Origin of the sequence: Lederbergia citrea (genome assembly GCF_018343525.1) — a bacterium.
GTDB lineage: Bacteria > Bacillota > Bacilli > Bacillales > Bacillaceae_C > Lederbergia > Lederbergia citrea.
In genome coordinates this window covers 1,296,157-1,322,027 of record NZ_JAGYPH010000001.1, presented here as the reverse complement: position 1 = coordinate 1,322,027, position 25,871 = coordinate 1,296,157, and the positions used below count along the sequence as shown (strand labels likewise).

Below are 25,871 nucleotides of genomic sequence, written 5' to 3'. Positions count from 1 at the left end.
GTCTAGCAAGGAGGAGTTAAAATGAATCAATTTCATGCGACAACAATTTTTGCTGTTCAGCATAATGGGAACTGTGCAATGGCAGGAGACGGCCAAGTTACATTCGGAAATGCAGTAGTAATGAAACATACGGCTAAAAAAGTGCGAAAACTTTTTAATGGTAAAGTGTTAGCTGGGTTTGCAGGTTCAGTGGCAGATGCCTTTACATTGTTTGAAAAATTTGAAGGAAAGCTCCAAGAGTTTAACGGAAATCTCCAGCGTGCTGCCGTTGAATTGGCTAAAGAGTGGAGAAGCGATAAAGTATTGCGAAAGCTTGAAGCTATGCTGATCGTCATGGATAAAGATGATATTCTGCTTGTTTCCGGGACTGGAGAAGTGATTGAACCAGACGATGGAGTGCTTGCCATTGGCTCTGGTGGGAATTACGCATTGGCGGCGGGAAGAGCACTTAAAAACTATGCAGCAGAACATTTGACGGCAAAAGAAATGGCAAGGGCTGCCCTGGAGATTGCTGCGGATATTTGTGTGTATACAAATAGAAATATCATTGTAGAAGAGTTGTAAAATCAAAAAAGCCGAAAAGATATTAGAACTGAAAACATTCGTCTTATAAGGAGGGGACAGTTTGACAGCTGAAATTAAAGGGTTTAATATGACTCCGCGCCAAATCGTTGAAAAACTGGATCAATATATCATCGGCCAGAAAGATGCGAAAAGGTCTGTTGCTGTTGCACTTCGTAATCGCTATCGCCGAGGATTGCTAAGCTCTGAAATGAGAGATGAAATCATTCCGAAAAACATCCTGATGATTGGCCCTACGGGAGTAGGGAAAACAGAAATTGCAAGACGCATGGCTAAATTGGTGGGTGCTCCATTTATTAAAGTGGAAGCAACGAAATTTACTGAAGTCGGCTATGTGGGCCGTGATGTCGAATCCATGGTACGTGATCTCATGGAAACATCGATTAGACTTGTAAAAGAAGATAAAATGCAAGAGGTTAAGGCACAAGCTGAAAAGCAGGCAAACGAAAGGCTTGTAGAATTATTGGTTCCTTCAAGGAAAAAAGCTGAAAGCTTTAAAAATCCATTTGAAATGATTTTTGGAGGCCAACAGCAGGAATCAAGCGACGACTCAGATACACAAGAAGAAATGAGCTTACGGGATAGAAGAAGACTTATTGCTCAAAAGTTAGCAAATGGTGAAATGGAAGACCAAATGGTCCAGGTGGAAGTGGAAGAACAGCAGCCATCAATGTTTGATATGCTTCAAGGGTCTGGTATGGAACAGATGGGCATGAACATGCAAGACGCGCTAGGCAGTCTAATGCCAAAAAAGAAAAAGAAACGAAATCTCCCAGTAAAAGACGCCCGTATTGTCTTAACGAATGATGAGGCTCAGAAATTGATTGATATGGATGAGGTTTCTCAAACTGCCATTTTTCGAGCTGAACAAACGGGAATTATTTTTATTGACGAGATTGATAAAATCGCAAGCAAAAGTAATAGTACCTCTTCAGCTGATGTATCAAGGGAAGGTGTACAACGAGATATTTTGCCAATTGTAGAAGGCTCAACTGTAGTAACGAAATATGGTCCAGTTAAAACCGATCATGTATTGTTTATCGCAGCTGGAGCGTTTCATATCTCGAAGCCATCAGATTTAATCCCTGAACTTCAAGGTCGTTTTCCAATTCGCGTTGAACTTGGCAAATTATCGGTTGAAGATTTTGTGAGTATCTTAACTGAGCCTGATAATGCATTGATTAAACAATATATTGCATTATTGGAAACGGAAGGTATACAAATCGAATTTTCTGACGATGCTATTCATAGACTTGCGGAAATTGCCTTTACTGTCAATCAACAAACAGACAATATTGGAGCGAGGCGTCTTCATACAATTTTGGAAAAGCTGCTTGAGGATCTTTCATTTGAAGCACCGGAAGTGACATTGGAGACAGTTAAAATTACGAGAAATTATGTTGATGAAAAACTTGCCGCTATTTCTAAAGACAAGGATTTAAGCCAGTTTATCCTTTAGGTCGTAGGGGAAATGGTAAAGAGAGCAATTAACAGGTACTGAGAAGAAAAGGTATGTTATTATTTTCGCAATTTATGTATAATTGCATTTTCAATTTTTTAGGAGGAAAATACATGGAATTATTACCAAGAACAAGAACGATAAATGCTATGCTTCAAAAAGCTGCAGGAAAGTCAGTTAACTTCAAGGAGATGGCAGAAACATTAAGCGATGTCATCCAAGCTAATATTTTTGTAGTAAGTAGAAGAGGTAAGCTGCTTGGCTTTGCAATTAACCAACAGATCGAAAATGAAAGAATGAAAAAAATGTTCGAAGATCGCCAGTTTCCAGAAGAATATACGAAGAATCTTTTCAAAATTACAGAGACATCATCAAATTTGGATGTAGATAGTGAGTACACGGCTTTTCCGGAAGAGAATAAAGAGCTCTTTGGAAGTGGTTTAACAACGATCGTCCCTATCATTGGTGGTGGCGAGCGACTTGGTACCCTTATCCTTGCTCGATTGGAAGAGGAATTTCAAGACGATGATTTAATTCTTGCTGAGTACGGTGCGACTGTTGTCGGAATGGAAATATTACGTGAGAAATCGGAAGAAATTGAAGAAGAAGCCAGAAGCAAAGCGGTTGTGCAAATGGCAATCAGTTCACTATCTTATAGTGAGTTGGAGGCAATTGAGCATATTTTTGAAGAATTAAACGGTACAGAAGGTTTACTAGTTGCTTCAAAAATTGCTGACCGTGTTGGAATCACGCGCTCCGTGATTGTAAATGCATTAAGAAAACTTGAAAGCGCTGGTGTCATTGAATCACGTTCACTTGGAATGAAAGGTACTTACATTAAAGTATTAAATTCGAAATTTCTTAAAGAACTTGAAAAAATTAAATCAAGCTAATTAACCTAAAATACTAATGGGAATTTCCCCAAGTAGTGTCAGGCTGTAGACAAACTTGTCTACAGTCTTTTTTTATGATAAAGCAGGTTTTCCGAAGCTTACCGCTCGCTTTCCGCGGGGCGAGCGCCGAGCCGCTTCGTCGCTACGCTCCTGTAGGGTCTCGGCTGTCTTGCATATCCCGCAGGAGTCGAGCGGACGCTTCTCCAAACCAATAAAATGCTATATTTTACTATTCTATTCACTCATTCATTTTTATAATGGAAGCAGCCAAAAAAAGACTCTAAAAATCAAAATATGATTTTAGAGTCTTTTTTTATATTTTAATTAGGGTCTTGAATGTTGATTTTTTAGCAAGCTCCGTTGATTGGAGCGGAAGGCGGCGACTCCTGCGGGAAAAGCGCGTCCAGGTGAGACCCCGCAGGAGCGAAGCGACGAGGAGGCTCACCGACCGCCCGCGGAAAGCGTCCGCCTGGAGCGGAAATCAACAGTACCATAAGATCCTTTTTCAGTTCCTCGAGGTCAAATAACCTGATCTAATAAAACGCAGACCGGACTTTTATTGGATCAGAACTTTTCGGGGCTGATCAAGGAACCTATGCTTTTGAGTCTTAAGTACTATTTTCCTTTATTTGTCGCAAATTGTCATTTAATTAGAGTGACACGTATAGACGAATTGTTACATAGATATTACAATGAAGATATTGGAAATATACTATTTGTTGAATATTATAATTGGTGGTGTCGAATTTGGAAATATTTTCTGGCAATATTAATACTCTTGAAAGAGCATTGAATTATTCGTCACTTAAGCATAAACTAACTGCTCAAAACATCGCTAATGCAGATGTCCCGAATTATAAAGCAAAGGGTATCAGTTTTAAGAAAGAATTAGCAGATGCTTCAGCGAGAACCATACATTCGTATCGCAGCGATCCTCGTCATTTTGACTTTCAGATTGAAAATCGCTCTTTTTCAATTTACAACAAAAAAAATATGCAATATCAACATAATGGAAATAATGTGGATATTGATAAGGAAATGACAGACCTTGCATCAAATCAAATTTATTATAACGCTTTAATAGAAAGATTGAATGGGAAATTTTCTACACTTCAGAATGTTATTAAAGGTGGTAGGTAAAATTGTCACTATTTCAAGGTATGAGCATTACATCATCAGCATTAACTGCACAACGGTTAAGAATGGATGTTATTTCATCTAATATGGCAAACGTGGATACGACGCGTGGGAAGGTCGTTGATGGCGTATGGCAGCCGTATACACGGAAAATGGTTGTGATGCAGCCGCAAGGTCAATCCTTTTCTTCCATTTTAAACGCTTCACTGGGGAAAAGTGGCAGCGCGGAAATGAATGGAGTGAAAGTTACAAATATTGTAGAAGATGATTCTCCATATAGGCTTGTTTATGATCCTCAGCATCCGGATGCAAACGAAGACGGTTATGTGCAAATGCCGAATGTTGATCCCCTACGGGAAATGGTTGATTTGATCAGCACGACCCGCTCTTATGAAGCTAATGTTACAGTTTTAAATGCCTCAAAATCCATGTATATGAAAGCATTGGAAATAGGAAAGTAAGTTTAAAAAGTTTAATTGGAGGTATTTCCTAGTATGCCGGTTAATAATATCAGCTTTCCGAATGCACCGTTGGAAGCGATGAAAAGCTTGAATAACATGAATAACAATCAAACGATGCCAGTGCAAGCAGAAAAGAGCTTCGGTGAATTATTAAAAACAGCAATAAATGAAGTAAATAGTACCCAACTACAATCAGATGCTGCCACAGCCAGTCTCGTAAGAGGGGATAATATTGATTTGCATAATGTGATGATCTCGGCGCAAAAAGCATCAATCACTTTACAGGCAGCCTTGGAAGTTCGAAATAAAGCTGTCGAAGCATACCAAGAAATAATGAGAATGCAAATGTAAAATTAATTATCGACAATCGTTTAGAATAAGTACGTTGTGAATGTATGAGTAAGGGGCTTATAAATGAAAGAGACTCTAGGTAAGTATATAGCCGGTATAAAAGAATATTGGGCGAGCAGAACAGGAAACCAAAAATTCATTTTACTTGGTTCCTTGTTTACTGCCATTATTTTTGTGGTTGGCATCTTTTATTTTACAACTAAAACCACTTTAGTCCCGTTATATACAAATTTAAAACCTTCTGAAACCGGGTCAATCAAGGAAAGTCTCGATGCCAAAGGAATTAAATCAGAAATAGCGGATGGGGGCACGACGATTAAGGTTCCCGAAGAAAATGTCGAGACGTTAATGGTTGAACTCGCAGCAGAGGGGATTCCAAAATCAGGTAATATTGATTATTCCTTTTTTAGCAAGAATGCTAGTTTTGGAATGACTGATAATGAATTTAATGTACTAAAACTTGATGCGACACAAACAGAACTTGCCGAATTAATGAAAAGCGTTGAAGGTATTAATTCCGCAAAGGTAATGATTAATTTGCCTGAAAAAGGTGTTTTTTTGAGTGATGCAAATGAAGCGGCCTCTGCATCTATTATTCTTCAAACAAAAGCTGGCCATGAGTTTAATGAAAAGCAAATTAAATCACTATATCACCTGGTCTCTAAAAGTATTCCTAATCTGCCTGTAGAAAATATTGTAATTAGAAACCAATTTTTAGAATACTTCGATTTAAACAATGATCAATATGCAGAGAATGGTTATACACAGCAGATGCAAATAAAAAATCGAATTGAAAGAGACATCCAGCGCCAAGTTCAAAATATGCTTGGGACATTGATGGGGTTTAATAAAGTAGTCACCTCTGTTACAGCAGATATAGATTTTACCCAAGAAAATAGGGAAGAAAACCTAGTTGCGCCAGTTGATGAAGAAAATATGCGCGGACTCGCGATTAGCGCTCACAGAATAACGGAAACGTTCACCGGAAATGCCGACCAAGCAGCAGGAGGGGGAATTCCGCAAGGCAGTGATCCTGCTGATAGTGGAGGAAACCAGTATCTTGAAGGTGATGGGGAAAATGGTGATTATGAAAAAACGGAAGAAACAATTAATAATGAAATTAATAGAATCCATAAAGAAATTGTAGAAAGTCCATATAAAATTCGTGATCTTGGCATTCAAGTAATGGTAGAACCACCAAATCCTGAAGATGTTAATTCTTTTCCTGAAAATAGAAAGGAAGATATTAGGCAACTTCTTTCAACCATTGTTAGAACTTCAATTCATAAAGATGCGGGAATTGATATTTCTGATGACGCGATTCAAAACAAAGTGGTCATATCTGTCCAGCCGTTTAATGGAAAGGTTGAAATGGAGGATGTTCCAAGTAATAGACTTCCGTGGTGGGTGTATGTAGCAGGAGGGCTTCTCTTTGCGGTGATCGGAATATTGATTTTCCTCATAATCAGGGGAAGACGAAGCGTTGAATCGGAAGAGGATGTGCTTCTTGATGAAACGATTCCAGAATCTGTGGAAATACCTGATGTAAATGAAGAAGTAGTGACGGAAGCCGGAATGCGCAAAAAGCAACTGGAAAAACTCGCCAAGGAAAAGCCTGATGAGTTCGCCAAACTATTACGCACGTGGCTGTCAGAGGATTAGGGGGATTGTCGTTGTCTAAGAAAGGTTTATCGGGAAAACAAAAAGCAGCCATACTCTTAATTTCACTTGGACCAGATGTTGCTTCTTCCGTTTATAAGCATTTGACAGAGGAGGAAATGGAAAAACTAACACTAGAAATTTCAAGTGTTAGAAAAGTTGACTCTTCTGCAAAAGAGGACGTTTTAGGTGAATTCCATAATATCGCCATTGCGCAGGATTATATTTCACAGGGTGGGATAGGTTATGCAAAAACCGTTCTAGAAAAAGCACTTGGAACGGATCAGGCAATGGCGATTATTAATAGACTTACTTCTTCACTTCAAGTTCGTCCATTCGATTTTGCTCGAAAAGCAGACGCAGCTCAAATACTTAATTTTATTCAAAACGAGCATCCTCAAACAATTGCACTTATTTTATCTTATTTGGATCCGGAGAAAGCTGGACAAATTTTATCCGAACTTCCGCAAGAAATGCAAACCGATATAGCAAAAAGAATTGCTATTATGGACAGCACATCTCCAGAAGTTATTAGTGAAGTAGAAGCTATTCTAGAAAGGAAACTCTCAACAACTGTCACACAGGATTATACCCAAACTGGTGGCATAGAAGCTGTTGTAGACGTTTTAAACGGTGTAGATCGCTCGACAGAGAAAACAATTTTAGATGCACTCGAAATTGAAGACCCAGAATTGGCCGAGGAAATAAAAAAGCGGATGTTTGTGTTTGAAGATATTGTCACACTTGATAATCGCTCTATTCAACGGGTCATTCGGGAATGTGATAATGAAGATTTACTGCTGGCACTTAAAATATCAAGCGATGAAGTAAAAGACGTAATTTACAGAAATATGTCTACGCGAATGGTCGAAACAATCAAAGAAGAAATGGAATTCATGGGTCCAGTAAGGTTGCGTGACGTCGAAGAATCACAGTCTAAAATTGTAGGTATTATTCGTCGATTGGAAGAAACGGGTGAAATCATCGTAGCACGCGGCGGAGGGGATGATATTATTGTCTAGGATCATTAAATCTGATTCCGCTCCGGTCATTCAAGAGGAAAAAACGAAGCTAATTAAAGTGAGAAATTTGCTTGCGAATGATGCCTTTGAAGAATCATCCATCTCATTACATCGTGAAGAAATTCTTCAAGACGCAGAACAGAAGGCGAAAAAAGTATTGGATGAAGCTAACCATCATGCATCACAACTACTCTCACAAGTGCAACAGCAACAGGGAGAATGGGAACAGAAAAAACAGGAATTAATAAATCAAGCGTATGAAGAAGGTTTGCAAATTGGGATAAATGAAGGAAGGGTTAACGGATATTCGGAATATGAAAAATTAATCCTTCAAGCAAAAGAGGTTGTAGAATTATCCAAATCTGCTTTTCACGAACATGTTTCAGACGCGGAATCGACGATTCTTGAATTAGCCATAACAGCGGCTGAAAGAATAATTCACAGCAGTTTAGCTGAAGATCATGAAAAGTTTCTTCCGATTGTTAAGAAGGCAATAAAGGAAGCACGAGAATTTAAGGAAGTACAAATTCATGTTCACCCATTACAATATGATTTGCTTATCGCTGAAAAAAAAGATTTAGATGCAATTTTTCCTTCTAATACCCAATGCTTTATTTATCCAGATGCGGAACTAGAAGAATACGCCTGTTTTATAGAATCTGAGAATGGCAGAATTGATGCCAGTATCTCTAGCCAGCTTGTCGAGCTCAAAAAACAGCTAATGGAATTGCTTGAGGGTGATCATTGATGGAAGCACGATCCCTTATACCTCTCATAAATAATTTGAATACGTTTAAAAAATACGGGAAGGTGATTCGAGTCATCGGTTTGATGATTGAATCTCAAGGACCGGAAAGCTCTATCGGTGATGTTTGTTTAATTCATGTTGGAGGAGAGGCAACTCGAAGAAAGATTATGGCTGAAGTTGTAGGCTTTAAAGAACAAAATATTATACTAATGCCGTATACAAACATTCAGGAAATCGGTCCGGGAAGTCTCGTTGAGGCAACATCAAAACCATTACAAATCAAAGTAGGGCATGAATTAATTGGTAAAGTAGTCGATTCACTTGGTCAACCGATGGATGGATCGATAATCCCAGCTGGAATGAGAGCAGTAGCTACTGATCGTACTCCGCCAAATCCATTAAGTAGACCGCCTATATCTGAAACACTTGAAGTTGGTGTAAGGGCGATAGATAGCTTATTGACCGTGGGTAAAGGTCAACGGCTTGGGATTTTCGCTGGTAGTGGCGTGGGAAAAAGTACTTTGCTAGGTATGATTGCCAAAAATACAAAAGCAGATATCAACGTTATTGCGTTAATTGGTGAACGAGGACGTGAAGTAAGGGAATTTATCGAGCGTGACCTAGGACCAGAAGGACTGAAAAAGTCGATCGTTGTAGCTGCAACATCTGATATGCCTGCATTAATGAGAATTAAAGGTGCTTTTACAGCAACGGCCATTGCCGAATATTTTCGTGACAAAGGCCATGACGTTATGTTTATGATGGACTCTGTTACGCGAGTAGCGATGGGGCAGAGAGAAGTTGGACTTGCCGTCGGTGAACCACCAGCTACGAGAGGTTATACTCCTTCTGTTTTCTCGATTTTACCTAAATTGCTAGAAAGAACGGGAACCAATGATCAAGGCTCGATTACTGCTTTTTATACTGTTCTTGTAGACGGTGATGATATGAATGAACCAATCGCGGATGCGGTCAGAGGGATATTGGATGGTCATATTGTGCTAGATAGGTCTTTAGCTAACAAGGGCCAGTATCCTGCTATAAATGTGTTAAAAAGTGTCAGTAGATTGATGAATCATTTAACAAGTAGAGAACATCGAGCGGCAGCTGAAAAAATTCGTGATTTACTTAGCACCTATTTAAATTCGGAAGATTTGATAAATATTGGAGCCTATAAACGCGGCGCATCAAAAGAAATCGACGAAGCGATACAAACATACCCACAGATTATCTCTTTCTTAAAGCAGGAAACCGAGGATAAGATTTCTTTAGAAAAAAGTATCCACTCCCTGCTACATTTGGCGGAAACAGGTGAGTTGAATTGAAATATGAATTCAAATTTCAAAAAATCTTAAATTTGAAGGAACGAGAAAAGGATGAAGCTTTAGGCTTATATCAGGATTCTGTTGAAAAATTTGAAGCAGCTGCTGAAAAGCTTTTCGATCTTTTAAAGAAAAAAGAGGATTTAGAGTTATATCAATCACAGAAAATATCAAGTGGTCTTTCTATTCGTGAAATAAGACATTATCAACAATTTATCCTTAATATGGAAAAGACAATTGATCATTTCCAAAAAGTTGTTATGAATGCCCGTAATAAAATGAATTGGTGCGAAGAGAAATTAAAGGAAAGCAATATTGAAATGAAAAAATATGAAAATTTAAAAGAAAAAAGCCATAAAAATTATTTGCATATGATTAATGAAACTGAAAACATACAACTCGATGAAATTTCCGCTCTTCAATACTTTCATCGAGGCGGAAATTAGGTGAGAAAGTGGACAAAGCCTTAAAAAAACAAAAAGAGGAGAAGGAAGACCCAAGCCTTTTCCAGCGTTTTATCTTTTGGGTTTTAATTCCTCTTTTATTTGCTGTCTTCTTAGGTCTGCTTATCGCATCAATAGCGGGAGTAAATATCTTTCAAAAAGCTAATGAAATCAGCGAGAAGATTCCTTTTGTTCATGATAAAGCGGGTGGCAGTGAAGATCTAAGTGTTGCCGAATACGAAGAGAAAATGATCGGCCTCGATGCGGAGATTGAAAATAAAACTATTCAAGTTGATCAACTAAAAAAACAATTAGAAAACAAAGAAATGGAAATTGATCGACTACAGATTGAGCAGAAAAGGTTGGAACAAACAATAGAAGAATTAAAGCAAGTGAAGGATGAGCATAAAAGGGCTTTTAAAGAGATTGTATCTACATATGAAGCAATGACGCCTAAAAACGCGGCCTCGATTATTATGAAGATGAAGAATGAAGAGGCTGTGAAAATATTATCAAATATTGGTGCAGAATCATTGGCTAAAATTATGGAGAAAATGCCTCCGGAAGAAGCTGCGAAATATTTAGAAATGCTCTCTGCGGAAATAAAGCAATGAATAGGAAACCTTGGAAGGGGGTGAAAAAATGAAAATAGGAGTCTTAGATTTTGTTAATAACCAAGCGCCTTTACCGATAGGAAGCACAAAAGCTACTGTTGAATCAGACTTTCAAATGACACTTGGATTACTTCTAACCGAGAGTGAAAATATATCGCCGGCTTTTGAAACTAAAGGAAAACCTAATCCAGATGATGTTGGGCCAATAAATAAAGGCGGTCAGATGAGCGTAGCGGATGTAGATAAGCCACCTTTGCTGGAAATCGACCATAGAGAAGAAACTCTATCTCAAAATCCCAAATGGCATGAAGTTATCAAGAAGCTAGTTCATACGGTAAGTAAGACAGTGGAAAATACGCCTGTTGATGAATCGATTAACAAAATGCCTACACGTCAGGAAAAGATTAGCTCGGTTGATTTTTCAACTGAAATTGCCCCCCTCATTCAAATATTAGATGAGACGAATGAAAAGGTGGCGGAATCTATCGATGCTGATTTAGTTGTTCCACTTATAATGGTAGGAAAAGAGATGCTTAGTTTGCCTCATTTTCAAGAAAATTCAAAAGTGGAGATGGAAGAGGTAGAAAAGCTGGACAAAGAACTACAGCATTTGTTGGATGAGTTTGATACTAAAGGAAAAGAAACATTTCCTTCTCAACTCATTAAAATGGACTCTTCTGATAATAAGGTCAATCCGGAAAAACAATTTTCTGTTTTACAGCATATTCCTCGGAATATACAAATGGAAAAGGCTGGAAATTATAGCGTTGAGCCTGAAACATTACAGACCGAATTCAAAGTAGATTCGCTTCAACCATCTATCATGCAAACTGAGACTGATTCTAATCGGTTAGAAAAATTGAATCACTTTCGTCTTGTACGTCCAGAAACGATAATTGACCTAGTTGGGACAGGAAAATCGCAATTACCTCATTTAAACGAAGATGAATTATCTGGGGAGAAAAAGCTTAGTCAGCTTGAAAATGCTCTTCGGAATTTGTTGGATCAGCTGCAGAATAATGGCGAAGAAACAAAGCCTCAACATCTAGGTAACGCAATTAAATTAGCTTTCTCGCAAAGTAAAGAAAAACTAGAAAAAATCCCAACCATGAATCAGTTTTCTGTTTTTCAGCATATACCAAGGAGAGTTCAACTAGATTCGGTTCAAATAACAATGATACCGTCAGAATCCGAAACTGTTTCCCAAGTGAATGTAAATCCTACTGCTCATATGCGTACGGAAACATTTGATTTAAATTTACTAGATCAGATGAAACAGGAACCAACCATGCGTGGCTTTATGCAGGAATTTTCAAACATTCTAGGAAGATCAAATTTAACTACCAGTATGAATACGACTAAACTTTTAATTAAATTGTATCCAGAGGCACTAGGCATGCTAAGGATAGAATTACTTCAAAAGGATGGTCTAATGACGGCTAGACTGATGGCATCTACAAGCATGGCAAAAGAGATCTTGGATTCGCAGCTTCATAGTTTAAAGCATGCATTTATAACACAAAATATTCAAGTAGATAAAATTGAGGTCACCAATAGCCAAAGTGAAGCACAAAAGTATACAAGTCAAGATGGACATAGAGAAGAACAAAACAAAGACGAACATCAGCGTGAAGAAAATCTCCATACTTTGCAAAAAGATGATAGTAGTTTTAAAGAAGCTTTAAGTAACATTTTATTTGAAACCGAAGTGTAGGTGAAATAATGACAATTTCAATCAATCCAGATTTACTATTATCCTCTGTAAAACAAAGGGATGTGAAAACTGGAAATGATATTCTGGGTAAAGATGATTTCTTGAAGATATTAATGACTCAACTTCAGAATCAAGATCCAATGAACCCAATGGAAGATAAAGATTTTATTGCGCAAATGGCCACCTTTTCTTCACTTGAGCAAATGACGAATATGAATAAATCAATGGATCAATTATTGCAGCTAGAGTCGCAAACAAGTTTAATTGCTTATAACCAATTTGTTGGTAAAGAAGTGACTTGGCATAAACTGAATGATGATTTGCAATTGGGAGACTCAAATGTGACTGAAGGGAAAGGTATCGTGAGATCAGTCCAATTTATGGGTGATACGGTAAAGTTTATTTTAGCTGATGGAACGGAATTATCTCCAGCTAATATTTCCCAAGTAAACAGTTTAGAAATAGAACCGCCGCTTGTCCATGCAAGTTCTATGATTGGAAAGAATATTACATGGATGGATGGAGAAATTGAAAAAAACGGTATTGTAAACTCGGTAACATTGAAAAATGGAGTCGTTACCCTTAATACAGATAACAAACAATCAGTACAAACGAGTCAACTCATTAAAATAGGTTAATAAAAGGAAGTGGTTGTAATGAAAAGTTCTTTTGTTCACAAACTTCAACCACAGCCGATGAGAATCCAACCAATTCCGTGCAAGTCTAGTAGACCGGAAGCTTCTAAAGATCATTCTTTTTCAAGCCATTTAGAAAAAGCCACATCAGCTCAGACAAGATTGACGGTTAGTAAACACGCAGGGATAAGAATGAACGAACGGAAAATTACTATCGAACCGGACATGTGGGAACAAATTGATGCCAAAGTGAATGAAGCAAAACAGAAGGGTGTTAACGATTCACTCGTCTTGCTTAAAAATGCTGCATTAATCGTAAGCGCAAAAAACAGAACAGTTGTAACAGTGATGGATAGACAGGAAGCGGGTAAACAAATATTTACCAATATTGACGGCACAATCGTGATGGATTAATTTTTTATTATTAATTATTGGAAAAACAGCTGGACCTTTACAGGAAGCTGGGAGCTGCCGACTGATAGACGCGGCTCATATCGAAGGGAGAACTTTTAATGATTCGGTCAATGTATTCAGGTATTAGTGGGATGAAAAATTTTCAAACCAAATTAGACGTAATTGGTAATAATATTGCCAACGTAAACACATATGGGTTCAAAAAAGGTCGTGTTACATTCAAAGATATGGTAAACCAAACTATTTCGGGTGCTAGCGGTCCTTCTCAAGGAAAAGGGGGAATCAACCCGAAACAAGTTGGACTCGGCTCACAACTTGCGGCAATCGATACGATTGACACACAAGGATCATTGCAAACGACAGGAAGAGTATTAGACCTCGCCATTCAAGGAGACGGCTATTTGGTCGTCTCGGAAGGGACTGGGGCAGCGAGTTCCACATTTTATACAAGAGCAGGAAATATCTACTTAAATAATGATGGTTATCTCGTTACTTCAGGTGGACAATATGTGATGGCCACGAATGGTGCTAACCCACCTGTTATGTCGCGAATTCAATTAAATAACGGTAATATAAACGAAATTAAAAATTTAAGTATTTCTGAAGACGGAAAAATAACTTTTATTAAAGCTCAGGTCAATGGAGAAAACCTTGGCGCCGACTACCATCGTGATGGTGATCTAGTAATCTCTAATATTTCAATTGCTCTTGCCCGCTTTTCAAATCCAGGCGGTCTTGAAAAAGTTGGCGAAAATATGTATATAAATACAGCTAATTCAGGGGCTGCAACTAATATGGTTCCAGGATCAAATGGAGTTGGTTCACTTATTTCAGGTGCACTGGAAATGTCTAACGTCGATCTTTCAGAAGAATTCACCGAAATGATTGTCGCCCAGCGCGGTTTCCAAGCGAATACGAGAATCATTACGACTTCCGATGAAATCTTACAAGAGCTTGTGAATTTAAAACGATAATGTAAGGGAGGGACAGGGCCGGGGCCTTATGCTCCGGTTCTGATTTATATATTGATCACACTTACAAAGTTGAATGGCAAGTCTTTTCAGCTAAACCCACTGTACATAGAAACGATTGAGTCTTTTCCTGATACGACCATTACTCTGACGAATGGCCGTAAATATGTTACAGCAGAATCTGCAGAGCTAGTGAAAGAGCGTATACTGGAGTTCTATCAATGTATTAATCTTCTTGGCTTCAAACATATGGAGGATTGAGTAGATGAGTAAACGATTAATCAATACGATGATTATCATATTAACGGCCATTTTGCTTCTTGGTGCTTTTGCCATCATTGTTATGAAGAAATTAGAATCAGGAAATACAGAAAAAGCTTCATCGATTGAAGAAGTGTTGAAAGTATCTGTTGATGTGCCGGAACTTATGACAAATTTAAAAAGTAATGAATATGTGAAAATATCCTTCAAAGTACAAACGGATGGAAAAAAGGCGAAGGAAGAGTTTCAAATGCGGGATTTTCAAATTAAGAATTTGATTATTTCCGAACTCTCAGAAATGGAAGCCGATGATTTACAGGGAAAAAAAGGTAAAAAGCAGCTTGAAGAAACAATGAAAGTAAAAATTAATGATTTGATGCAAGATGGAAAAATCGTAAGAGTATATATCACCTCCTATATAATTTCATGAAAAAGCATTGAAACTAATTTCGAAACGGGGGTGCAGCCATGCCGGAAGATGTGTTATCACAAAGTGAAATAGATGCATTGCTATCAGCGATTTCAACAGGAGAAATGACGGCTGAAGATTTTAAAAAGGAAGACGAAGAGAAAAAAGTAAAAGTCTATGATTTTAAAAGGGCATTAAGGTTTTCCAAGGATCAAATAAGAAGCCTGACGAGAATATATGATAACTTTGCCCGTTTGTTGACAACCTATTTCTCAGCGCAACTGAGAACATATATAAATATCATTGTAGCTTCAGCTGATCAAATACCTTATGAAGAGTACATTCGTTCTGTTCCAAAAATGACGATTTTGAATGTTATAGATGTTCAACCACTTGATGGGCGCATGATCATGGAAATTCATCCGAACATCGCTTATGCAATGATAGACCGTATCCTCGGAGGAAAAGGTACAAGTTATAATAAAATTGAAAATTTAACTGAAATTGAAATGAGATTAATGACCAATCTATTCGAGCGGACACTGGAATTTTTACAAGATGCATGGTCTGGTATTGCTGAAATTGATCCAGTTTTGTCAGAGCTTGAAATCAATCCACAATTTTTACAAGGTGTTTCTCCAAATGAAACAGTAGTAGTAATTTCGATGAATGCTAGTGTAGGAGAAACGAGTGGAATGATTAATATTTGTATTCCACACGTATTACTTGAACCGATTATCCCGAAACTTTCAGCTCAATATTGGATGGAAACTTCGAGGAAACATAGAAAACCTGATGAAGTTGAACTTCTACAACAAAAGATTAAAGAAGCCAAAGTTCAATTGACAGCACAACTGGGATCCTCCAAATTGACGATCGAGGATTTCTTGTCGCTCGATTATGGAGATGTTATAGAATTGGATACTCGTATCGATGAACCACTCGTTTTGAAAATTGGGGAGATACCAAAATTCACTGGACAGCCTGGTAAACTGAATAAAAAATTGGCTGTGCAAATTCTGGATACGATAGAGGAGGGAGATGAAAAAAATGAATGGTGATATGCTCTCTCAGGAAGAGATAGATGCGTTATTACGTGGGGATTCCAACTCTGCACAACCAACTGATTATATAAATCATAATGTTACAGACCACTTAACAGACATGCAGCAAGATGCCCTTGGAGAACTTGGAAATATTTCCTTTGGTAGTTCAGCTACAGCTCTTTCTACATTGCTTAGCCAAAAGGTAGAAATAACTACTCCGGCAGTTTCCATTATCGATCACTCAAATCTGGAGGATGAGTTTCCGCATCCTTATGTGGCCATTCAAGTAAATTATACTGATGGCTTTTCCGGAATGAATCTATTAGTCATTAAACAGAGCGATGCTGCAATTATTGCAGATTTAATGCTTGGTGGCGATGGAAAATCGCCATCCGAAATGATGGACGAAATTCATTTAAGTGCCGTCCAAGAAGCAATGAATCAAATGATGGGCTCTGCTGCAACATCCATGTCTTCAATATTCAATAAAAAGGTAGACATTTCTCCACCATCCATTGAATTACTAAATGTTTCATCAGGAGAAGGCACAAATAATATACCTAATCAAAATTTACTTGTGAAAGTATCATTCCGTCTAAAGATCGGAAATTTAATAGATTCAGGTATTATGCAAATTCTGCCGGTAGACTTTGCAAAGAGCCTTGTGGAAGATCTTTTTTCACAAACTGAAAAAAAGACACCAGATTCATATAGCCAATCTGCAGTTGAATCGACACCAGTGATGGAAGAAACAATCAAAAAATCTGAAACAACGAGTGAACTCGAAAGCGGCCGGCCTTTATTAGAAGAAAACAAGCTGACTGTACAGCCGGCAAGCTTCTCTGAATTCAATGAGATTCCAGTTGCAACACCTGAGACAAAAAATCTTAATATGTTGCTCGATATTCCATTAGAGGTAACAGTGGAACTTGGAAGAACAAGCCGATCTGTAAAGGATATTCTAGAATTAGGGTCAGGCTCAATCATTGAATTAGACAAGCTGGCAGGTGAACCGGTCGATATACTTGTAAATAGTCGCTTGATTGCCAAAGGAGAAGTTGTTGTCATTGAGGAAAACTTTGGTGTGAGAGTAACTGACATCGTTAGCCAGTCCGATAGAATAAAAAAATTAAAATAACGCATTAGGGAGGAAATAAAATGGCAAACAGAATTTTAATTGTGGATGATGCCGCATTTATGAGAATGATGATCAAAGATATTTTGGTAAAAAATGGTTTTGAGGTGGTTGGTGAAGCCGCGGATGGTGCTCAGGCAGTAGATAAGTATAAAGAGTTAAACCCCGATCTCGTTACGATGGATATAACTATGCCAGAGATGGATGGCATTACAGCATTGAAAGAAATTAAAGCTTTTGACCCGTCGGCAAAAATAATTATGTGTTCAGCAATGGGACAGCAAGCAATGGTCATTGATGCAATTCAGGCAGGGGCAAAGGATTTCATCGTAAAACCTTTTCAAGCTGACAGGGTAATAGAAGCAATCCAAAAAACATTAGGGTAATCATGGTAATGAACTTCTTTATACTACGGGTACTTCTTGTCTCCGTTCTTATCTTTTTATTCTTTGCCCAAATGAGTGGCATAACAGTATTAGCTGAAAATAGCCCAATCAAAGGCAGCGTTACTGAATATATGAAGAATCCTGAAAAGTTTGAAGGAAATGACATAGAAAGCGTACCTAATAAAACAGAAAGTGAGCGTTCAAATCAGCTTGATATTGGAATTTTAGACGTATTAAAAATGGTGGCAGCGCTCATTTTTGTTATTGCTTTATTATATTTAATACTAAGATTTATTAATAAAAAGAGTCAATCATACCAACAGAACCGGTTAGTTCAAAATTTTGGCGGTACCCCACTAGGAGGTAATCGTTCAATACAGATTGTTAAGGTTGGCAGTCGATTATTAGTTCTCGGAGTTGGAGAGGATATACGCCTTCTGAAAGAAATTACAGATGATAAGGAACTAGAAGATTATATTCGGCAATATAATGAGCAGCTCACGCAAAATTCGCAGCATGTAGATGTGATTACAAAGTGGCTTAAAAGAAAAAAAGAAGGCTTCACCAAGCATAGTGCCAGCTCTGAACAACCTTTTCATCTTATTTTGAAAGGGGAGCTCGGTGAAATGAGAAAGAACCGAAAAACTGTATTGGATGAGCTTGAGCTTGGAAAGAAGGGGAAAAATAAAGATGAATGAGTTTATGGAGTTTTTTAATAACAGTTCATCGGAATCTGTTTCCACTTCTGTCAAGCTGTTTCTGTTATTAACCGTTTTATCACTTGCACCAAGTATATTAATATTAATGACTTCATTCACTAGAATTATGATTGTTCTGTCATTTGTCAGAACCTCTCTTGCGACGCAACAAATGCCGCCAAATCAGGTCCTCGTTGGGCTTTCATTGTTTTTGACTTTTTTCATTATGGCTCCAACCTTTAGCCAGATTAATGAAGAGGCACTGACACCATTATTCGATGATGAAATTAATTTGGAGCAGGCATATGAGCGTGCTGCCAAACCATTGAAGGAATTTATGAGTTCTCATACAAGGCAAAAAGACCTGGAGTTATTTCTGAATTATTCACAAGCAGAAAGGCCCTCAACAATAAACGACATTCCGTTGACAGCTCTTGTTCCTGCTTTTGCATTAAGTGAATTGAAAACTGCTTTCCAAATTGGATTTATGATATTTATTCCATTTCTAGTAATTGATATGGTCGTTGCCAGTATATTAATGTCCATGGGAATGATGATGCTCCCACCTGTCATGATCTCACTGCCATTTAAAATACTTTTGTTTGTACTTGTTGACGGGTGGTATTTAGTAATTAAGTCATTGCTCCAAAGCTTTGGTTAGATTGAGGTTTCAAAAATTGCAGTGTAACGAGGTGAGAGAATGAACGCGGAAGCAGTCATTTCACTTGCAGAAAAGGGAGTTTTTACAACACTTGTTGTAGCGGGTCCACTTTTGCTGCTCGCTTTAGTTGTCGGACTCGCAGTCAGTATTTTTCAGGCAACAACTCAAATTCAGGAACAAACCCTTGCGTTCATTCCAAAAATTGTCGCAGTTCTCGTTGGAATTGTTTTTATGGGACCATGGATGTTAAGCAGGCTTCTTTCGTATGCAACAGAAATATTTCAAAATTTAACTAGATTTGTAGGTTGATTGAATGGAAGTAATACTGCCAAGTTTATCAGTATTTATCCTTGTTTTTATGAGAGTTTCGGCCTTTTTCGTAACAATGCCGCTATTTTCTTATCGTACACTTCCAGCTTCATATCGAATAGGATTTGCTTTTTTTTTATCATTTCTCATTTATTTTACACTAGATGTTCAGCCGTTCGAGATAACAGGAGAATACTTTCTTCTTATTATAAAAGAAGCAAGTGTAGGCTTGTTCGTTGGTTTCATCGCCTACATGATGCTATCTGCGATACAAATAGCTGGCGGATTTATTGACTTTCAAATGGGATTTGCCATTGCTAATGTCATCGACCCACAAACAGGTGCACAAAGTCCCCTTGTAGGACAATATTTATATATGTTTTCTCTACTTTTTCTATTAGCGATTAATGGACATCATTTAATTCTCGATGGTATTTATAATAGTTATCAATTTATTCCAATCGATCAGTTGTTTATTCCTTTTGGTAATAGTGCATTTATAGGTTTTATCATTCAAGCTTTTGCCATGATGTTTATGATCGCATTTCAAATGGCGATACCAGTTGTGGCTTCATTATTTCTTGTAGATGTGGCACTCGGGATTGTTGCTAGAACAGTGCCACAGTTAAATATATTTGTTGTTGGTTTTCCGATAAAAATCGCTGTTAGTTTTATTGTCCTCTTCATCGTCTTAGGAATTATTTTTGGGGTTGTTCAAAACTTATTTGAAAATATGCTTTACGTGATGAGAACTGTGATGGAGTATATGGGAGGAACGAGATGAAGCAGCTTATTCTTGATCTCCAATTTTTCGCAGGAGAGAAAACAGAAAAGGCCACACCTAAAAAAAGGCAGGATACTCGAAAAAAAGGTCAAACCGCCAAAAGCCAGGATGTTAACACGGCCATTGGATTATTAGCTGTTTTTTCATTTCTTCTGTTCTTTTCCCCTAAACTCGGTGAAATTACTCTTAATACTTTTCGCCATTCTTTCAATGAGTATTTGCTAATGGAAGTGACGGAGGCAAACGTTCGTTTGATAATGATGGATATATTAAAAGAGATTGCGATTTTATTAGGCCCAATTATGCTTGTCGCATTACTGGCAGGTATAGGAGCGAATTTGATGCAAGTCGGATTCATGGCATCGGGTGAACCATTAATGCCTAAATTAGAGAAAATTGATCCAATAAAAGGATTAAAGCGGATTTTTTCAATTAGAGCAATTGTCGAATTATTAAAGTCTATGCTCAAAATTGGATTTGTAGGAGCTATCACATTATTTGTTTTATGGTCTAGGATTGATGAGGTACTGATTTTATCTCACAAATCAATTGCGTCCGCTTTAAAAACGCTTGGCAGTCTGACAATTCAAATGGGGATTGCCGCATCTATTGCCCTTCTCTTCTTATCCTTGTTCGATTATTTATACCAAAGGTATGACTATGAAAAAAATATCCGCATGTCAAAACAGGATATTAAGGATGAGTATAAAAATATAGAAGGGGATCCGTTAATAAAATCAAAAATTAAACAAAAACAACGGGAAATGGCTATGTCCAGAATGATGCAGGAAGTACCCAAAGCGGATGTGATTATAACGAATCCAACACACTATGCGATAGCGCTGAAATATGATGAAGAAAAAGCAGAAGCTCCTATTGTATTAGCAAAAGGAGTTGATTTTATGGCACAAAAAATCAAACTCATTGCTGGAGAACATAAAATAGTCATGGTGGAAAATCGCCCGTTAGCACGTTCCTTATATGAACAAGTTGATATAGGTGATACCATTCCAGATGATTTTTTCAAGGCAGTAGCTGAGATATTGGCTTATGTGTATAGAATCAAGCATAAAATATAATTTTTTTGAGAAATGCTGGGAGAGAACGTTATGAAATTTAAAGATATAGCCGTTTTATCGAGTGTTATTTTGATCGTAGCCATGCTGGTGATTCCATTTCCGACATGGTTATTAAGCTTGCTGATCATAACGAACATTTCTCTTGCACTTCTCGTTTTATTAACTTCGATGAATATGCAAGAACCACTCCAATTTTCTATATTCCCTTCCTTGCTACTGTTATTAACTTTATTCAGATTAGGCCTGAATGTTTCAACGACAAGATCTATCCTTTCAAAAGGAGATGCTGGCGGAGTTGTTGAAACGTTCGGGACTTTTGTTGTCGGCGGTAACGTGCTTGTCGGTTTAGTCGTTTTTTTCATCTTGATTATCATTCAATTCATTGTCATAACGAAGGGGGCAGAGCGGGTATCGGAAGTTGCTGCAAGATTTACTCTTGATGCCATGCCAGGAAAGCAAATGAGCATCGATGCAGATTTAAATGCAGGGATGATATCTGACCATGAGGCAAGGGAACGCAGGGACAAAGTGTCTCGTGAGTCCGATTTTTACGGAGCGATGGATGGTGCAAGTAAATTTGTTAAAGGGGATGCCATTGCAGGTATCATTATCGTATTAATAAACCTTTTATTTGGTATCATCATTGGCATGCTTCAACAAGGCTTACCAGTCGGAGAAGCAGCATTGAAATACTCAATGCTAACTGTCGGGGATGGAATTGTAAGTCAAATACCTGCTTTACTTATTTCAACTGCGACCGGAATTGTCGTAACAAGAGCAGCGTCAGACGGAAATTTGGGTACAGATATTGTAGGACAGCTATTTGCTTATCCGAAACTGTTATATATAGCTGCAGCAACCATTTTCTTGTTAGGGTTGACAACACCGATCAATGATATATTAACAATTCCAATTGCCGCATCGCTTGCAATTGGCGGCTATGTGCTGTCTCGTGTACCATCCGGAACGGAAGAAGAGTTATTGATGAATACCGATGAAACTGAAGCAGATGAAATGAAAAGTCCAGAAAGTGTAATTAATTTGCTGAATGTAGATGCGATCGAGTTTGAATTTGGATATGGTCTTATCCCATTGGCTGATGTGAATCAAGGGGGAGACCTATTAGACAGAATCGTTATGATTCGAAGGCAGCTTGCCCTTGAACTTGGGATTGTCATTCCGGTCGTGCGTATTCGAGATAATATACAACTTGAACCCAATGCCTATCGGTTAAAGATTAAGGGAAATGAAATGGCCAGAGGTGAGCTTCTTCTCGATCATTATTTAGCTATGAGTCCTGGCGGTGAAGATTTTATTGAAGGAATTGACACGATCGAACCTTCCTTTGGCTTACCGGCAAAATGGATTACGGAAGAGGTCAAAGAACAGGCGGAAATTTTCGGATATACCGTCGTTGATCCTCCTTCCGTCGTTTCTACCCATATTACCGAAGTATTAAAAACAAATGCTTGTGAATTACTAGGAAGACAAGAAACGAAACAACTCATTGACCATGTGCAGGAATCTTACCCTATTCTTGTTGAGGAAGTTACACCAAACCCGCTATCTGTAGGTGAGGTGCAAAAAGTACTTGCAAAATTATTAAAAGAAAGTGTATCGATTCGAAATTTGCCAATCATCTTTGAGACTTTGGCAGACTATGGGAAAATGAGTACTGATACAGATTTGTTAGCGGAATACGTGCGCCAAGCATTAGCGAGGCAAATCACTAATCAATATGCAGATGAAAGTACGACATTAAAAGTAATTACTGTTTCAGGGAAAATAGAAAAGCTAATTGCTGACAGTGTCCAACAAACTGAGCATGGGAATTACTTATCAATGGACCCAGGTGATTCACAAGCAATTCTTGAAGCTGCTGCAGCGCAAATTGAACAGCAATCACTCATGCAACAAGTACCTATTTTACTTTGCTCACCTGCCGTACGGATGTACGTTCGCCAATTGACAGAAAGATATTTTCCGCAAGTGCCTGTTCTTTCGTATAACGAATTGGAGGCCAATGTGGAAGTCCAAAGCACTGGGGTGGTGAATCTTGAATGAATATTAAAAAAATAATAGCTCCTACCATGCCTGAAGCAATGAGAAAAATAAAGGCCGAGCTTGGTGATAATGCCGTCATATTGAATTCAAAAGTTATTTATCATGGTGGATTTCTCGGCATGTTTCGAAAAAAGAAAATTGAAGTAATTGCTGCACTTGATAAACATCCAGTTAAACAAAATAAAAAACATAAGAGTCGGAAATTACCTGAAAAAGTAGATGTACACAATGAAAGAAATATCCCAATTGAAGCTGCGCCAATAAATGATCGGAACCATCTAGATATAATACAAGAGATTGCCGGGTTAAAAAAAGAGCTTGAAATAACCCGGCGGAAACAAGGGCTTTCATACATGCACTACCCTGAGTTGATTCAAACGTATATATCACAACTTCAGGAAGCAGGTTTGGAAGAAGAATTTATTGATGAAATTGGCGAGGGTCTCCTCAAGAATTGGCGAGAAGCAAAAAATTCACCCACGATCGAGGAGCTAAAAGATTGGTGTCATACTGCATTAACAGATCATTTACTTAAAGTAGATTTTAAAGGGATTTCCTATAATCGAAAATTCGTGACCTTTGTCGGGCCTACAGGTGTGGGAAAAACAACAACAATAGCGAAACTTGCCGCAGAAGCTGTCCTTGAACATAAAAAAAAGGTAGCTTTCATAACTACTGATACATATAGAATCGCTGCGATTGAACAATTAAAAACGTATGCAGAACTTCTTGATATTCCGATAGAAATTGTTTATTCACCAGATGATTTTCAGACTGCTGCAGAAAATCTATCACATTGTGATTTGGTTTTTATTGATACAGCAGGCCGAAATTATCGTGATATGAAGTTTATCAATGAGTTAAAAAAGATGTTTGGTGAAGAGAATAATATGGAAACATTTCTTGTCTTGTCACTATCGATGAAAGAACAGGATATTCGTAAAATTGCTAATAATTTTCTTGAAATGAAATTTAATAAATTTATTTTTACGAAGGCGGATGAGACGCGGGACTACGGAGTCATGTATAACATCGTTCGCAAACATGGCATAGGGGCTGCATATATCACTACTGGACAAGAGGTACCTGACGATATTACAGCATTAAATCCGGAAATGATCGCGGACTATCTACTTAGGAATGAAGACATATGAAAGACCAAGCTGAAAAATTACGCATGAAACTTCAAGAACAAGATCTGCCCATGGGAAAAACCATTGCCGTTGTTAGTGGAAAAGGTGGGGTTGGAAAATCAAATATATCTATCAATACCGCAATGATATTAACGAAAAAAGGCTATAAAGTTTTGCTTTTTGATTTAGATGTTGGGATGGGTAATGTAAATATTTTGCTCGGAAGATCATCTCCAACAACACTTTCTGACTTTTTGCAACAATCTATGCCGTTAGAAGACATTATATACAGTACTCCTGAAGGTGTATCGTATATTTCAGCAGGTAATGGTTTAAATGAGGTAATGCACATTAATGACTACATGCTTGAAAAGCTATTATCAGGGCTACGGGAGCTGCAGGTAAACTATGATTATATTATTTTTGATATGGCTGCCGGCGCTACGGCCGCATCATTAAAAATTTTGATGGCGGCAGACGATATATTTGTAGTATCTACCCCCGAGCCAACCGCCATTACAGACGCATATTCTATGATGAAATTTATTACTCTAGAGAAATCCACGAGCAGATTTCTGCTCATTTGTAATCGTGCAGACAGTGAGAAACAAGGAAAAGAGGCATTAGATCGCCTGCAACAAACTGCATTAAAATTTCTTGAAAAGATTGTAATTATTCTAGGCGTTTTGCCTGAGGATGGTCATGTAAGAAAAGCAGTGTTAAGCCAAACAGCTTTTACTAATAAATATCCTAATTCTCCTATTACCTTAAAACTTGAAAAAATAGTTCATTTATATTTACAAAAAGCAAATTTGGGAGCACTTGAAGAAAAAGAATCGTTTATTCATAAGCTTCGACGCTTTTTTATTGTGGAGGTACGAAAATGACTTTACGCAATCATCGCCAACAAGAAAAAATAATCTGTATCGGCACTTCCACTGGTGGGCCTCGAGCTTTACAAGTAGTTTTATCTAAATTGCCTAGCGGCCTACAAGCGCCAATTGTAATTGTTCAACATATGCCTCCTAACTTTACAAAATCTTTGGCAAATAGATTAAATTCTATTTGTGATATTAACGTAAAAGAAGCTGAAGATGGAGAAATCTTAAAAAAGGGAACGGCTTACCTCGCTCCCGGCGGTAAACATATGGAAGTCTTACAAACTGGTCGCGAAGCAGTTGTGAAAATTATTGATACTTTGCCAGTGAACGGGCACAGACCTTCAGTAGACGTCTTGTTTGAATCTATTAGTCATTTTAAAAAATATGAGAAGATTGCCGTAATCATGACAGGCATGGGTAATGATGGTGCTGCGGGTTTAATTAAATTAAAGGAAAGTGGCAATGCTAAAGCAATTGCAGAATCTGAGAGCAGCTGCATTGTCTATGGAATGCCGAAAGCAGCGATCAATACAGACATGGTAGATGAAATAGAAGATTTGGAAAATATCGCAGCAACGATTTTGACTTATATGAATTAAA

The 25,871-nt window shown here is 37.9% G+C and carries 30 protein-coding genes; all 30 read left to right on the top strand.

Features of this window, described 5'->3' with window-relative positions; translation table 11 throughout:
• Nucleotides 1-21: 21 nt before the first annotated feature.
• The 30 genes from hslV to KHA88_RS06710 all read left to right on the top strand — a co-directional run bounded on the left by hslV (nt 22) and on the right by KHA88_RS06710 (nt 25,870).
• Nucleotides 22-564 (top strand): ATP-dependent protease subunit HslV, encoded by a 543-nt coding sequence (gene hslV / locus KHA88_RS06855; protein ID WP_213096631.1) that lies wholly within the window; start codon nt 22-24, stop codon nt 562-564.
• An 88-nt stretch (nt 565-652) separates the two neighbouring features.
• The gene (hslU, locus tag KHA88_RS06850; protein WP_213097819.1) at nt 653-2,041 is read left to right on the top strand and encodes an ATP-dependent protease ATPase subunit HslU; all 1,389 of its coding nucleotides are present in this window, start codon (nt 653-655) and stop codon (nt 2,039-2,041) included.
• Between the two features lie 113 nt (nt 2,042-2,154).
• A complete protein-coding gene (gene codY / locus KHA88_RS06845; RefSeq protein WP_213121664.1) occupies nt 2,155-2,934 on the top strand; it encodes a GTP-sensing pleiotropic transcriptional regulator CodY in 780 nt (259 codons plus the stop codon).
• Between the two features lie 747 nt (nt 2,935-3,681).
• Entirely contained in the window at nt 3,682-4,074 is a 393-nt protein-coding gene (flgB, locus tag KHA88_RS06840; RefSeq protein ID WP_213096633.1) for a flagellar basal body rod protein FlgB, read from the top strand.
• Nucleotides 4,075-4,076: 2 nt separating this feature from the next.
• Nucleotides 4,077-4,532 carry a flagellar basal body rod protein FlgC gene (flgC, locus tag KHA88_RS06835; RefSeq protein WP_213107201.1) on the top strand — a complete coding sequence of 152 codons (456 nt, stop codon included), beginning with the start codon at nt 4,077-4,079 and terminating at the stop codon, nt 4,530-4,532.
• Nucleotides 4,533-4,628: 96 nt separating this feature from the next.
• A complete protein-coding gene (fliE, locus tag KHA88_RS06830) occupies nt 4,629-4,883 on the top strand; it encodes a flagellar hook-basal body complex protein FliE (RefSeq protein ID WP_430413696.1) in 255 nt (84 codons plus the stop codon).
• A 63-nt stretch (nt 4,884-4,946) separates the two neighbouring features.
• Nucleotides 4,947-6,545 carry a flagellar basal-body MS-ring/collar protein FliF gene (gene fliF / locus KHA88_RS06825; protein ID WP_213121663.1) on the top strand — a complete coding sequence of 533 codons (1,599 nt, stop codon included), beginning with the start codon at nt 4,947-4,949 and terminating at the stop codon, nt 6,543-6,545.
• 11 nt (nt 6,546-6,556) lie between these two features.
• Nucleotides 6,557-7,564, top strand: a complete 1,008-nt coding sequence (gene fliG, locus KHA88_RS06820) for a flagellar motor switch protein FliG (protein ID WP_430413624.1) — start codon at nt 6,557-6,559, stop codon at nt 7,562-7,564.
• Entirely contained in the window at nt 7,557-8,312 is a 756-nt protein-coding gene (fliH, locus tag KHA88_RS06815; RefSeq protein ID WP_213121662.1) for a flagellar assembly protein FliH, read from the top strand. Before fliG ends, fliH begins: the two co-directional genes overlap by 8 nt.
• Complete coding sequence (gene fliI, locus KHA88_RS06810) at nt 8,312-9,637, top strand: flagellar protein export ATPase FliI (protein WP_213121661.1); 1,326 nt, start codon at nt 8,312-8,314, stop codon at nt 9,635-9,637. Before fliH ends, fliI begins: the two co-directional genes overlap by 1 nt.
• On the top strand, nt 9,634-10,080 hold the full coding sequence (fliJ, locus tag KHA88_RS06805; RefSeq protein ID WP_213096639.1) for a flagellar export protein FliJ: 447 nt from the start codon (nt 9,634-9,636) through the stop codon (nt 10,078-10,080). Before fliI ends, fliJ begins: the two co-directional genes overlap by 4 nt.
• Before the next feature lie 8 nt (nt 10,081-10,088).
• Nucleotides 10,089-10,691 carry a MotE family protein gene (locus tag KHA88_RS21310; RefSeq protein WP_213096640.1) on the top strand — a complete coding sequence of 201 codons (603 nt, stop codon included), beginning with the start codon at nt 10,089-10,091 and terminating at the stop codon, nt 10,689-10,691.
• 28 nt (nt 10,692-10,719) lie between these two features.
• A complete protein-coding gene (locus KHA88_RS06795; RefSeq protein ID WP_213121660.1) occupies nt 10,720-12,405 on the top strand; it encodes a flagellar hook-length control protein FliK in 1,686 nt (561 codons plus the stop codon).
• 8 nt (nt 12,406-12,413) lie between these two features.
• Entirely contained in the window at nt 12,414-13,043 is a 630-nt protein-coding gene (gene flgD / locus KHA88_RS06790) for a flagellar hook assembly protein FlgD (RefSeq protein WP_213121659.1), read from the top strand.
• An 18-nt stretch (nt 13,044-13,061) separates the two neighbouring features.
• Nucleotides 13,062-13,454: a TIGR02530 family flagellar biosynthesis protein gene (locus tag KHA88_RS06785; protein WP_213121658.1), complete on the top strand. Its 393-nt coding sequence runs from the start codon at nt 13,062-13,064 to the stop codon at nt 13,452-13,454.
• 98 nt (nt 13,455-13,552) lie between these two features.
• Complete coding sequence (gene flgG, locus KHA88_RS06780) at nt 13,553-14,428, top strand: flagellar basal body rod protein FlgG (RefSeq protein WP_213096644.1); 876 nt, start codon at nt 13,553-13,555, stop codon at nt 14,426-14,428.
• 51 nt (nt 14,429-14,479) lie between these two features.
• Nucleotides 14,480-14,686, top strand: a complete 207-nt coding sequence (locus KHA88_RS06775) for a flagellar FlbD family protein (protein ID WP_213096645.1) — start codon at nt 14,480-14,482, stop codon at nt 14,684-14,686.
• Between the two features lie 4 nt (nt 14,687-14,690).
• Nucleotides 14,691-15,116 (top strand): flagellar basal body-associated protein FliL, encoded by a 426-nt coding sequence (gene fliL / locus KHA88_RS06770; RefSeq protein ID WP_213096646.1) that lies wholly within the window; start codon nt 14,691-14,693, stop codon nt 15,114-15,116.
• 38 nt (nt 15,117-15,154) lie between these two features.
• Nucleotides 15,155-16,156, top strand: a complete 1,002-nt coding sequence (fliM, locus tag KHA88_RS06765; protein WP_213096647.1) for a flagellar motor switch protein FliM — start codon at nt 15,155-15,157, stop codon at nt 16,154-16,156.
• Complete coding sequence (gene fliY / locus KHA88_RS06760) at nt 16,146-17,279, top strand: flagellar motor switch phosphatase FliY (protein ID WP_213096648.1); 1,134 nt, start codon at nt 16,146-16,148, stop codon at nt 17,277-17,279. The genes fliM and fliY overlap by 11 nt, the downstream gene beginning before the upstream one ends.
• A 20-nt stretch (nt 17,280-17,299) precedes the next feature.
• Nucleotides 17,300-17,662, top strand: coding sequence for a chemotaxis protein CheY (gene cheY / locus KHA88_RS06755; protein ID WP_213107195.1), 363 nt, complete (start codon nt 17,300-17,302; stop codon nt 17,660-17,662).
• A gap of 8 nt (nt 17,663-17,670) precedes the next feature.
• Entirely contained in the window at nt 17,671-18,360 is a 690-nt protein-coding gene (locus KHA88_RS06750) for a flagellar biosynthetic protein FliO (RefSeq protein WP_213121657.1), read from the top strand.
• Nucleotides 18,353-19,021: a flagellar type III secretion system pore protein FliP gene (gene fliP, locus KHA88_RS06745; protein WP_213096651.1), complete on the top strand. Its 669-nt coding sequence runs from the start codon at nt 18,353-18,355 to the stop codon at nt 19,019-19,021. The genes KHA88_RS06750 and fliP overlap by 8 nt, the downstream gene beginning before the upstream one ends.
• A 39-nt stretch (nt 19,022-19,060) precedes the next feature.
• Complete coding sequence (fliQ, locus tag KHA88_RS06740) at nt 19,061-19,330, top strand: flagellar biosynthesis protein FliQ (protein ID WP_213096652.1); 270 nt, start codon at nt 19,061-19,063, stop codon at nt 19,328-19,330.
• A gap of 4 nt (nt 19,331-19,334) precedes the next feature.
• Nucleotides 19,335-20,114 carry a flagellar biosynthetic protein FliR gene (gene fliR / locus KHA88_RS06735; protein WP_213107193.1) on the top strand — a complete coding sequence of 260 codons (780 nt, stop codon included), beginning with the start codon at nt 19,335-19,337 and terminating at the stop codon, nt 20,112-20,114.
• Nucleotides 20,111-21,193, top strand: coding sequence for a flagellar biosynthesis protein FlhB (gene flhB / locus KHA88_RS06730; RefSeq protein WP_213107192.1), 1,083 nt, complete (start codon nt 20,111-20,113; stop codon nt 21,191-21,193). Before fliR ends, flhB begins: the two co-directional genes overlap by 4 nt.
• Nucleotides 21,194-21,223: 30 nt before the next feature.
• Entirely contained in the window at nt 21,224-23,257 is a 2,034-nt protein-coding gene (gene flhA, locus KHA88_RS06725) for a flagellar biosynthesis protein FlhA (protein WP_213121656.1), read from the top strand.
• Entirely contained in the window at nt 23,254-24,411 is a 1,158-nt protein-coding gene (gene flhF / locus KHA88_RS06720) for a flagellar biosynthesis GTPase FlhF (RefSeq protein WP_213096656.1), read from the top strand. The genes flhA and flhF overlap by 4 nt, the downstream gene beginning before the upstream one ends.
• Complete coding sequence (locus KHA88_RS06715) at nt 24,408-25,277, top strand: MinD/ParA family protein (RefSeq protein WP_213121655.1); 870 nt, start codon at nt 24,408-24,410, stop codon at nt 25,275-25,277. The genes flhF and KHA88_RS06715 overlap by 4 nt, the downstream gene beginning before the upstream one ends.
• Nucleotides 25,274-25,870, top strand: a complete 597-nt coding sequence (locus KHA88_RS06710) for a chemotaxis protein CheB (protein WP_213096658.1) — start codon at nt 25,274-25,276, stop codon at nt 25,868-25,870. Before KHA88_RS06715 ends, KHA88_RS06710 begins: the two co-directional genes overlap by 4 nt.
• Nucleotide 25,871 lies beyond the last annotated feature (1 nt).

Bases quoted from the DNA above. Each gene is read 5' to 3' on its own strand.
- KHA88_RS06795 (WP_213121660.1), top strand. From the start codon at position 10,720: ATGAAAATAGGAGTCTTAGATTTTGTTAATAACCAAGCGCCTTTACCG.
- hslV (WP_213096631.1), top strand. From the start codon at position 22: ATGAATCAATTTCATGCGACAACAATTTTTGCTGTTCAGCATAATGGG.
- flgG (WP_213096644.1), top strand. From the start codon at position 13,553: ATGATTCGGTCAATGTATTCAGGTATTAGTGGGATGAAAAATTTTCAA.
- fliE (WP_430413696.1), top strand. From the start codon at position 4,629: ATGAATAACAATCAAACGATGCCAGTGCAAGCAGAAAAGAGCTTCGGT.
- fliL (WP_213096646.1), top strand. From the start codon at position 14,691: ATGAGTAAACGATTAATCAATACGATGATTATCATATTAACGGCCATT.
- fliF (WP_213121663.1), top strand. From the start codon at position 4,947: ATGAAAGAGACTCTAGGTAAGTATATAGCCGGTATAAAAGAATATTGG.
- hslU (WP_213097819.1), top strand. From the start codon at position 653: ATGACTCCGCGCCAAATCGTTGAAAAACTGGATCAATATATCATCGGC.
- KHA88_RS06785 (WP_213121658.1), top strand. From the start codon at position 13,062: ATGAAAAGTTCTTTTGTTCACAAACTTCAACCACAGCCGATGAGAATC.
- fliP (WP_213096651.1), top strand. From the start codon at position 18,353: ATGAATGAGTTTATGGAGTTTTTTAATAACAGTTCATCGGAATCTGTT.
- fliI (WP_213121661.1), top strand. From the start codon at position 8,312: ATGGAAGCACGATCCCTTATACCTCTCATAAATAATTTGAATACGTTT.
- codY (WP_213121664.1), top strand. From the start codon at position 2,155: ATGGAATTATTACCAAGAACAAGAACGATAAATGCTATGCTTCAAAAA.
- fliQ (WP_213096652.1), top strand. From the start codon at position 19,061: ATGAACGCGGAAGCAGTCATTTCACTTGCAGAAAAGGGAGTTTTTACA.
- flhF (WP_213096656.1), top strand. From the start codon at position 23,254: ATGAATATTAAAAAAATAATAGCTCCTACCATGCCTGAAGCAATGAGA.
- fliR (WP_213107193.1), top strand. From the start codon at position 19,335: ATGGAAGTAATACTGCCAAGTTTATCAGTATTTATCCTTGTTTTTATG.
- flgD (WP_213121659.1), top strand. From the start codon at position 12,414: ATGACAATTTCAATCAATCCAGATTTACTATTATCCTCTGTAAAACAA.
- KHA88_RS06750 (WP_213121657.1), top strand. From the start codon at position 17,671: ATGAACTTCTTTATACTACGGGTACTTCTTGTCTCCGTTCTTATCTTT.
- fliM (WP_213096647.1), top strand. From the start codon at position 15,155: ATGCCGGAAGATGTGTTATCACAAAGTGAAATAGATGCATTGCTATCA.
- KHA88_RS06710 (WP_213096658.1), top strand. From the start codon at position 25,274: ATGACTTTACGCAATCATCGCCAACAAGAAAAAATAATCTGTATCGGC.
- flhB (WP_213107192.1), top strand. From the start codon at position 20,111: ATGAAGCAGCTTATTCTTGATCTCCAATTTTTCGCAGGAGAGAAAACA.
- cheY (WP_213107195.1), top strand. From the start codon at position 17,300: ATGGCAAACAGAATTTTAATTGTGGATGATGCCGCATTTATGAGAATG.
- flhA (WP_213121656.1), top strand. From the start codon at position 21,224: ATGAAATTTAAAGATATAGCCGTTTTATCGAGTGTTATTTTGATCGTA.
- fliY (WP_213096648.1), top strand. From the start codon at position 16,146: ATGAATGGTGATATGCTCTCTCAGGAAGAGATAGATGCGTTATTACGT.
- KHA88_RS06715 (WP_213121655.1), top strand. From the start codon at position 24,408: ATGAAAGACCAAGCTGAAAAATTACGCATGAAACTTCAAGAACAAGAT.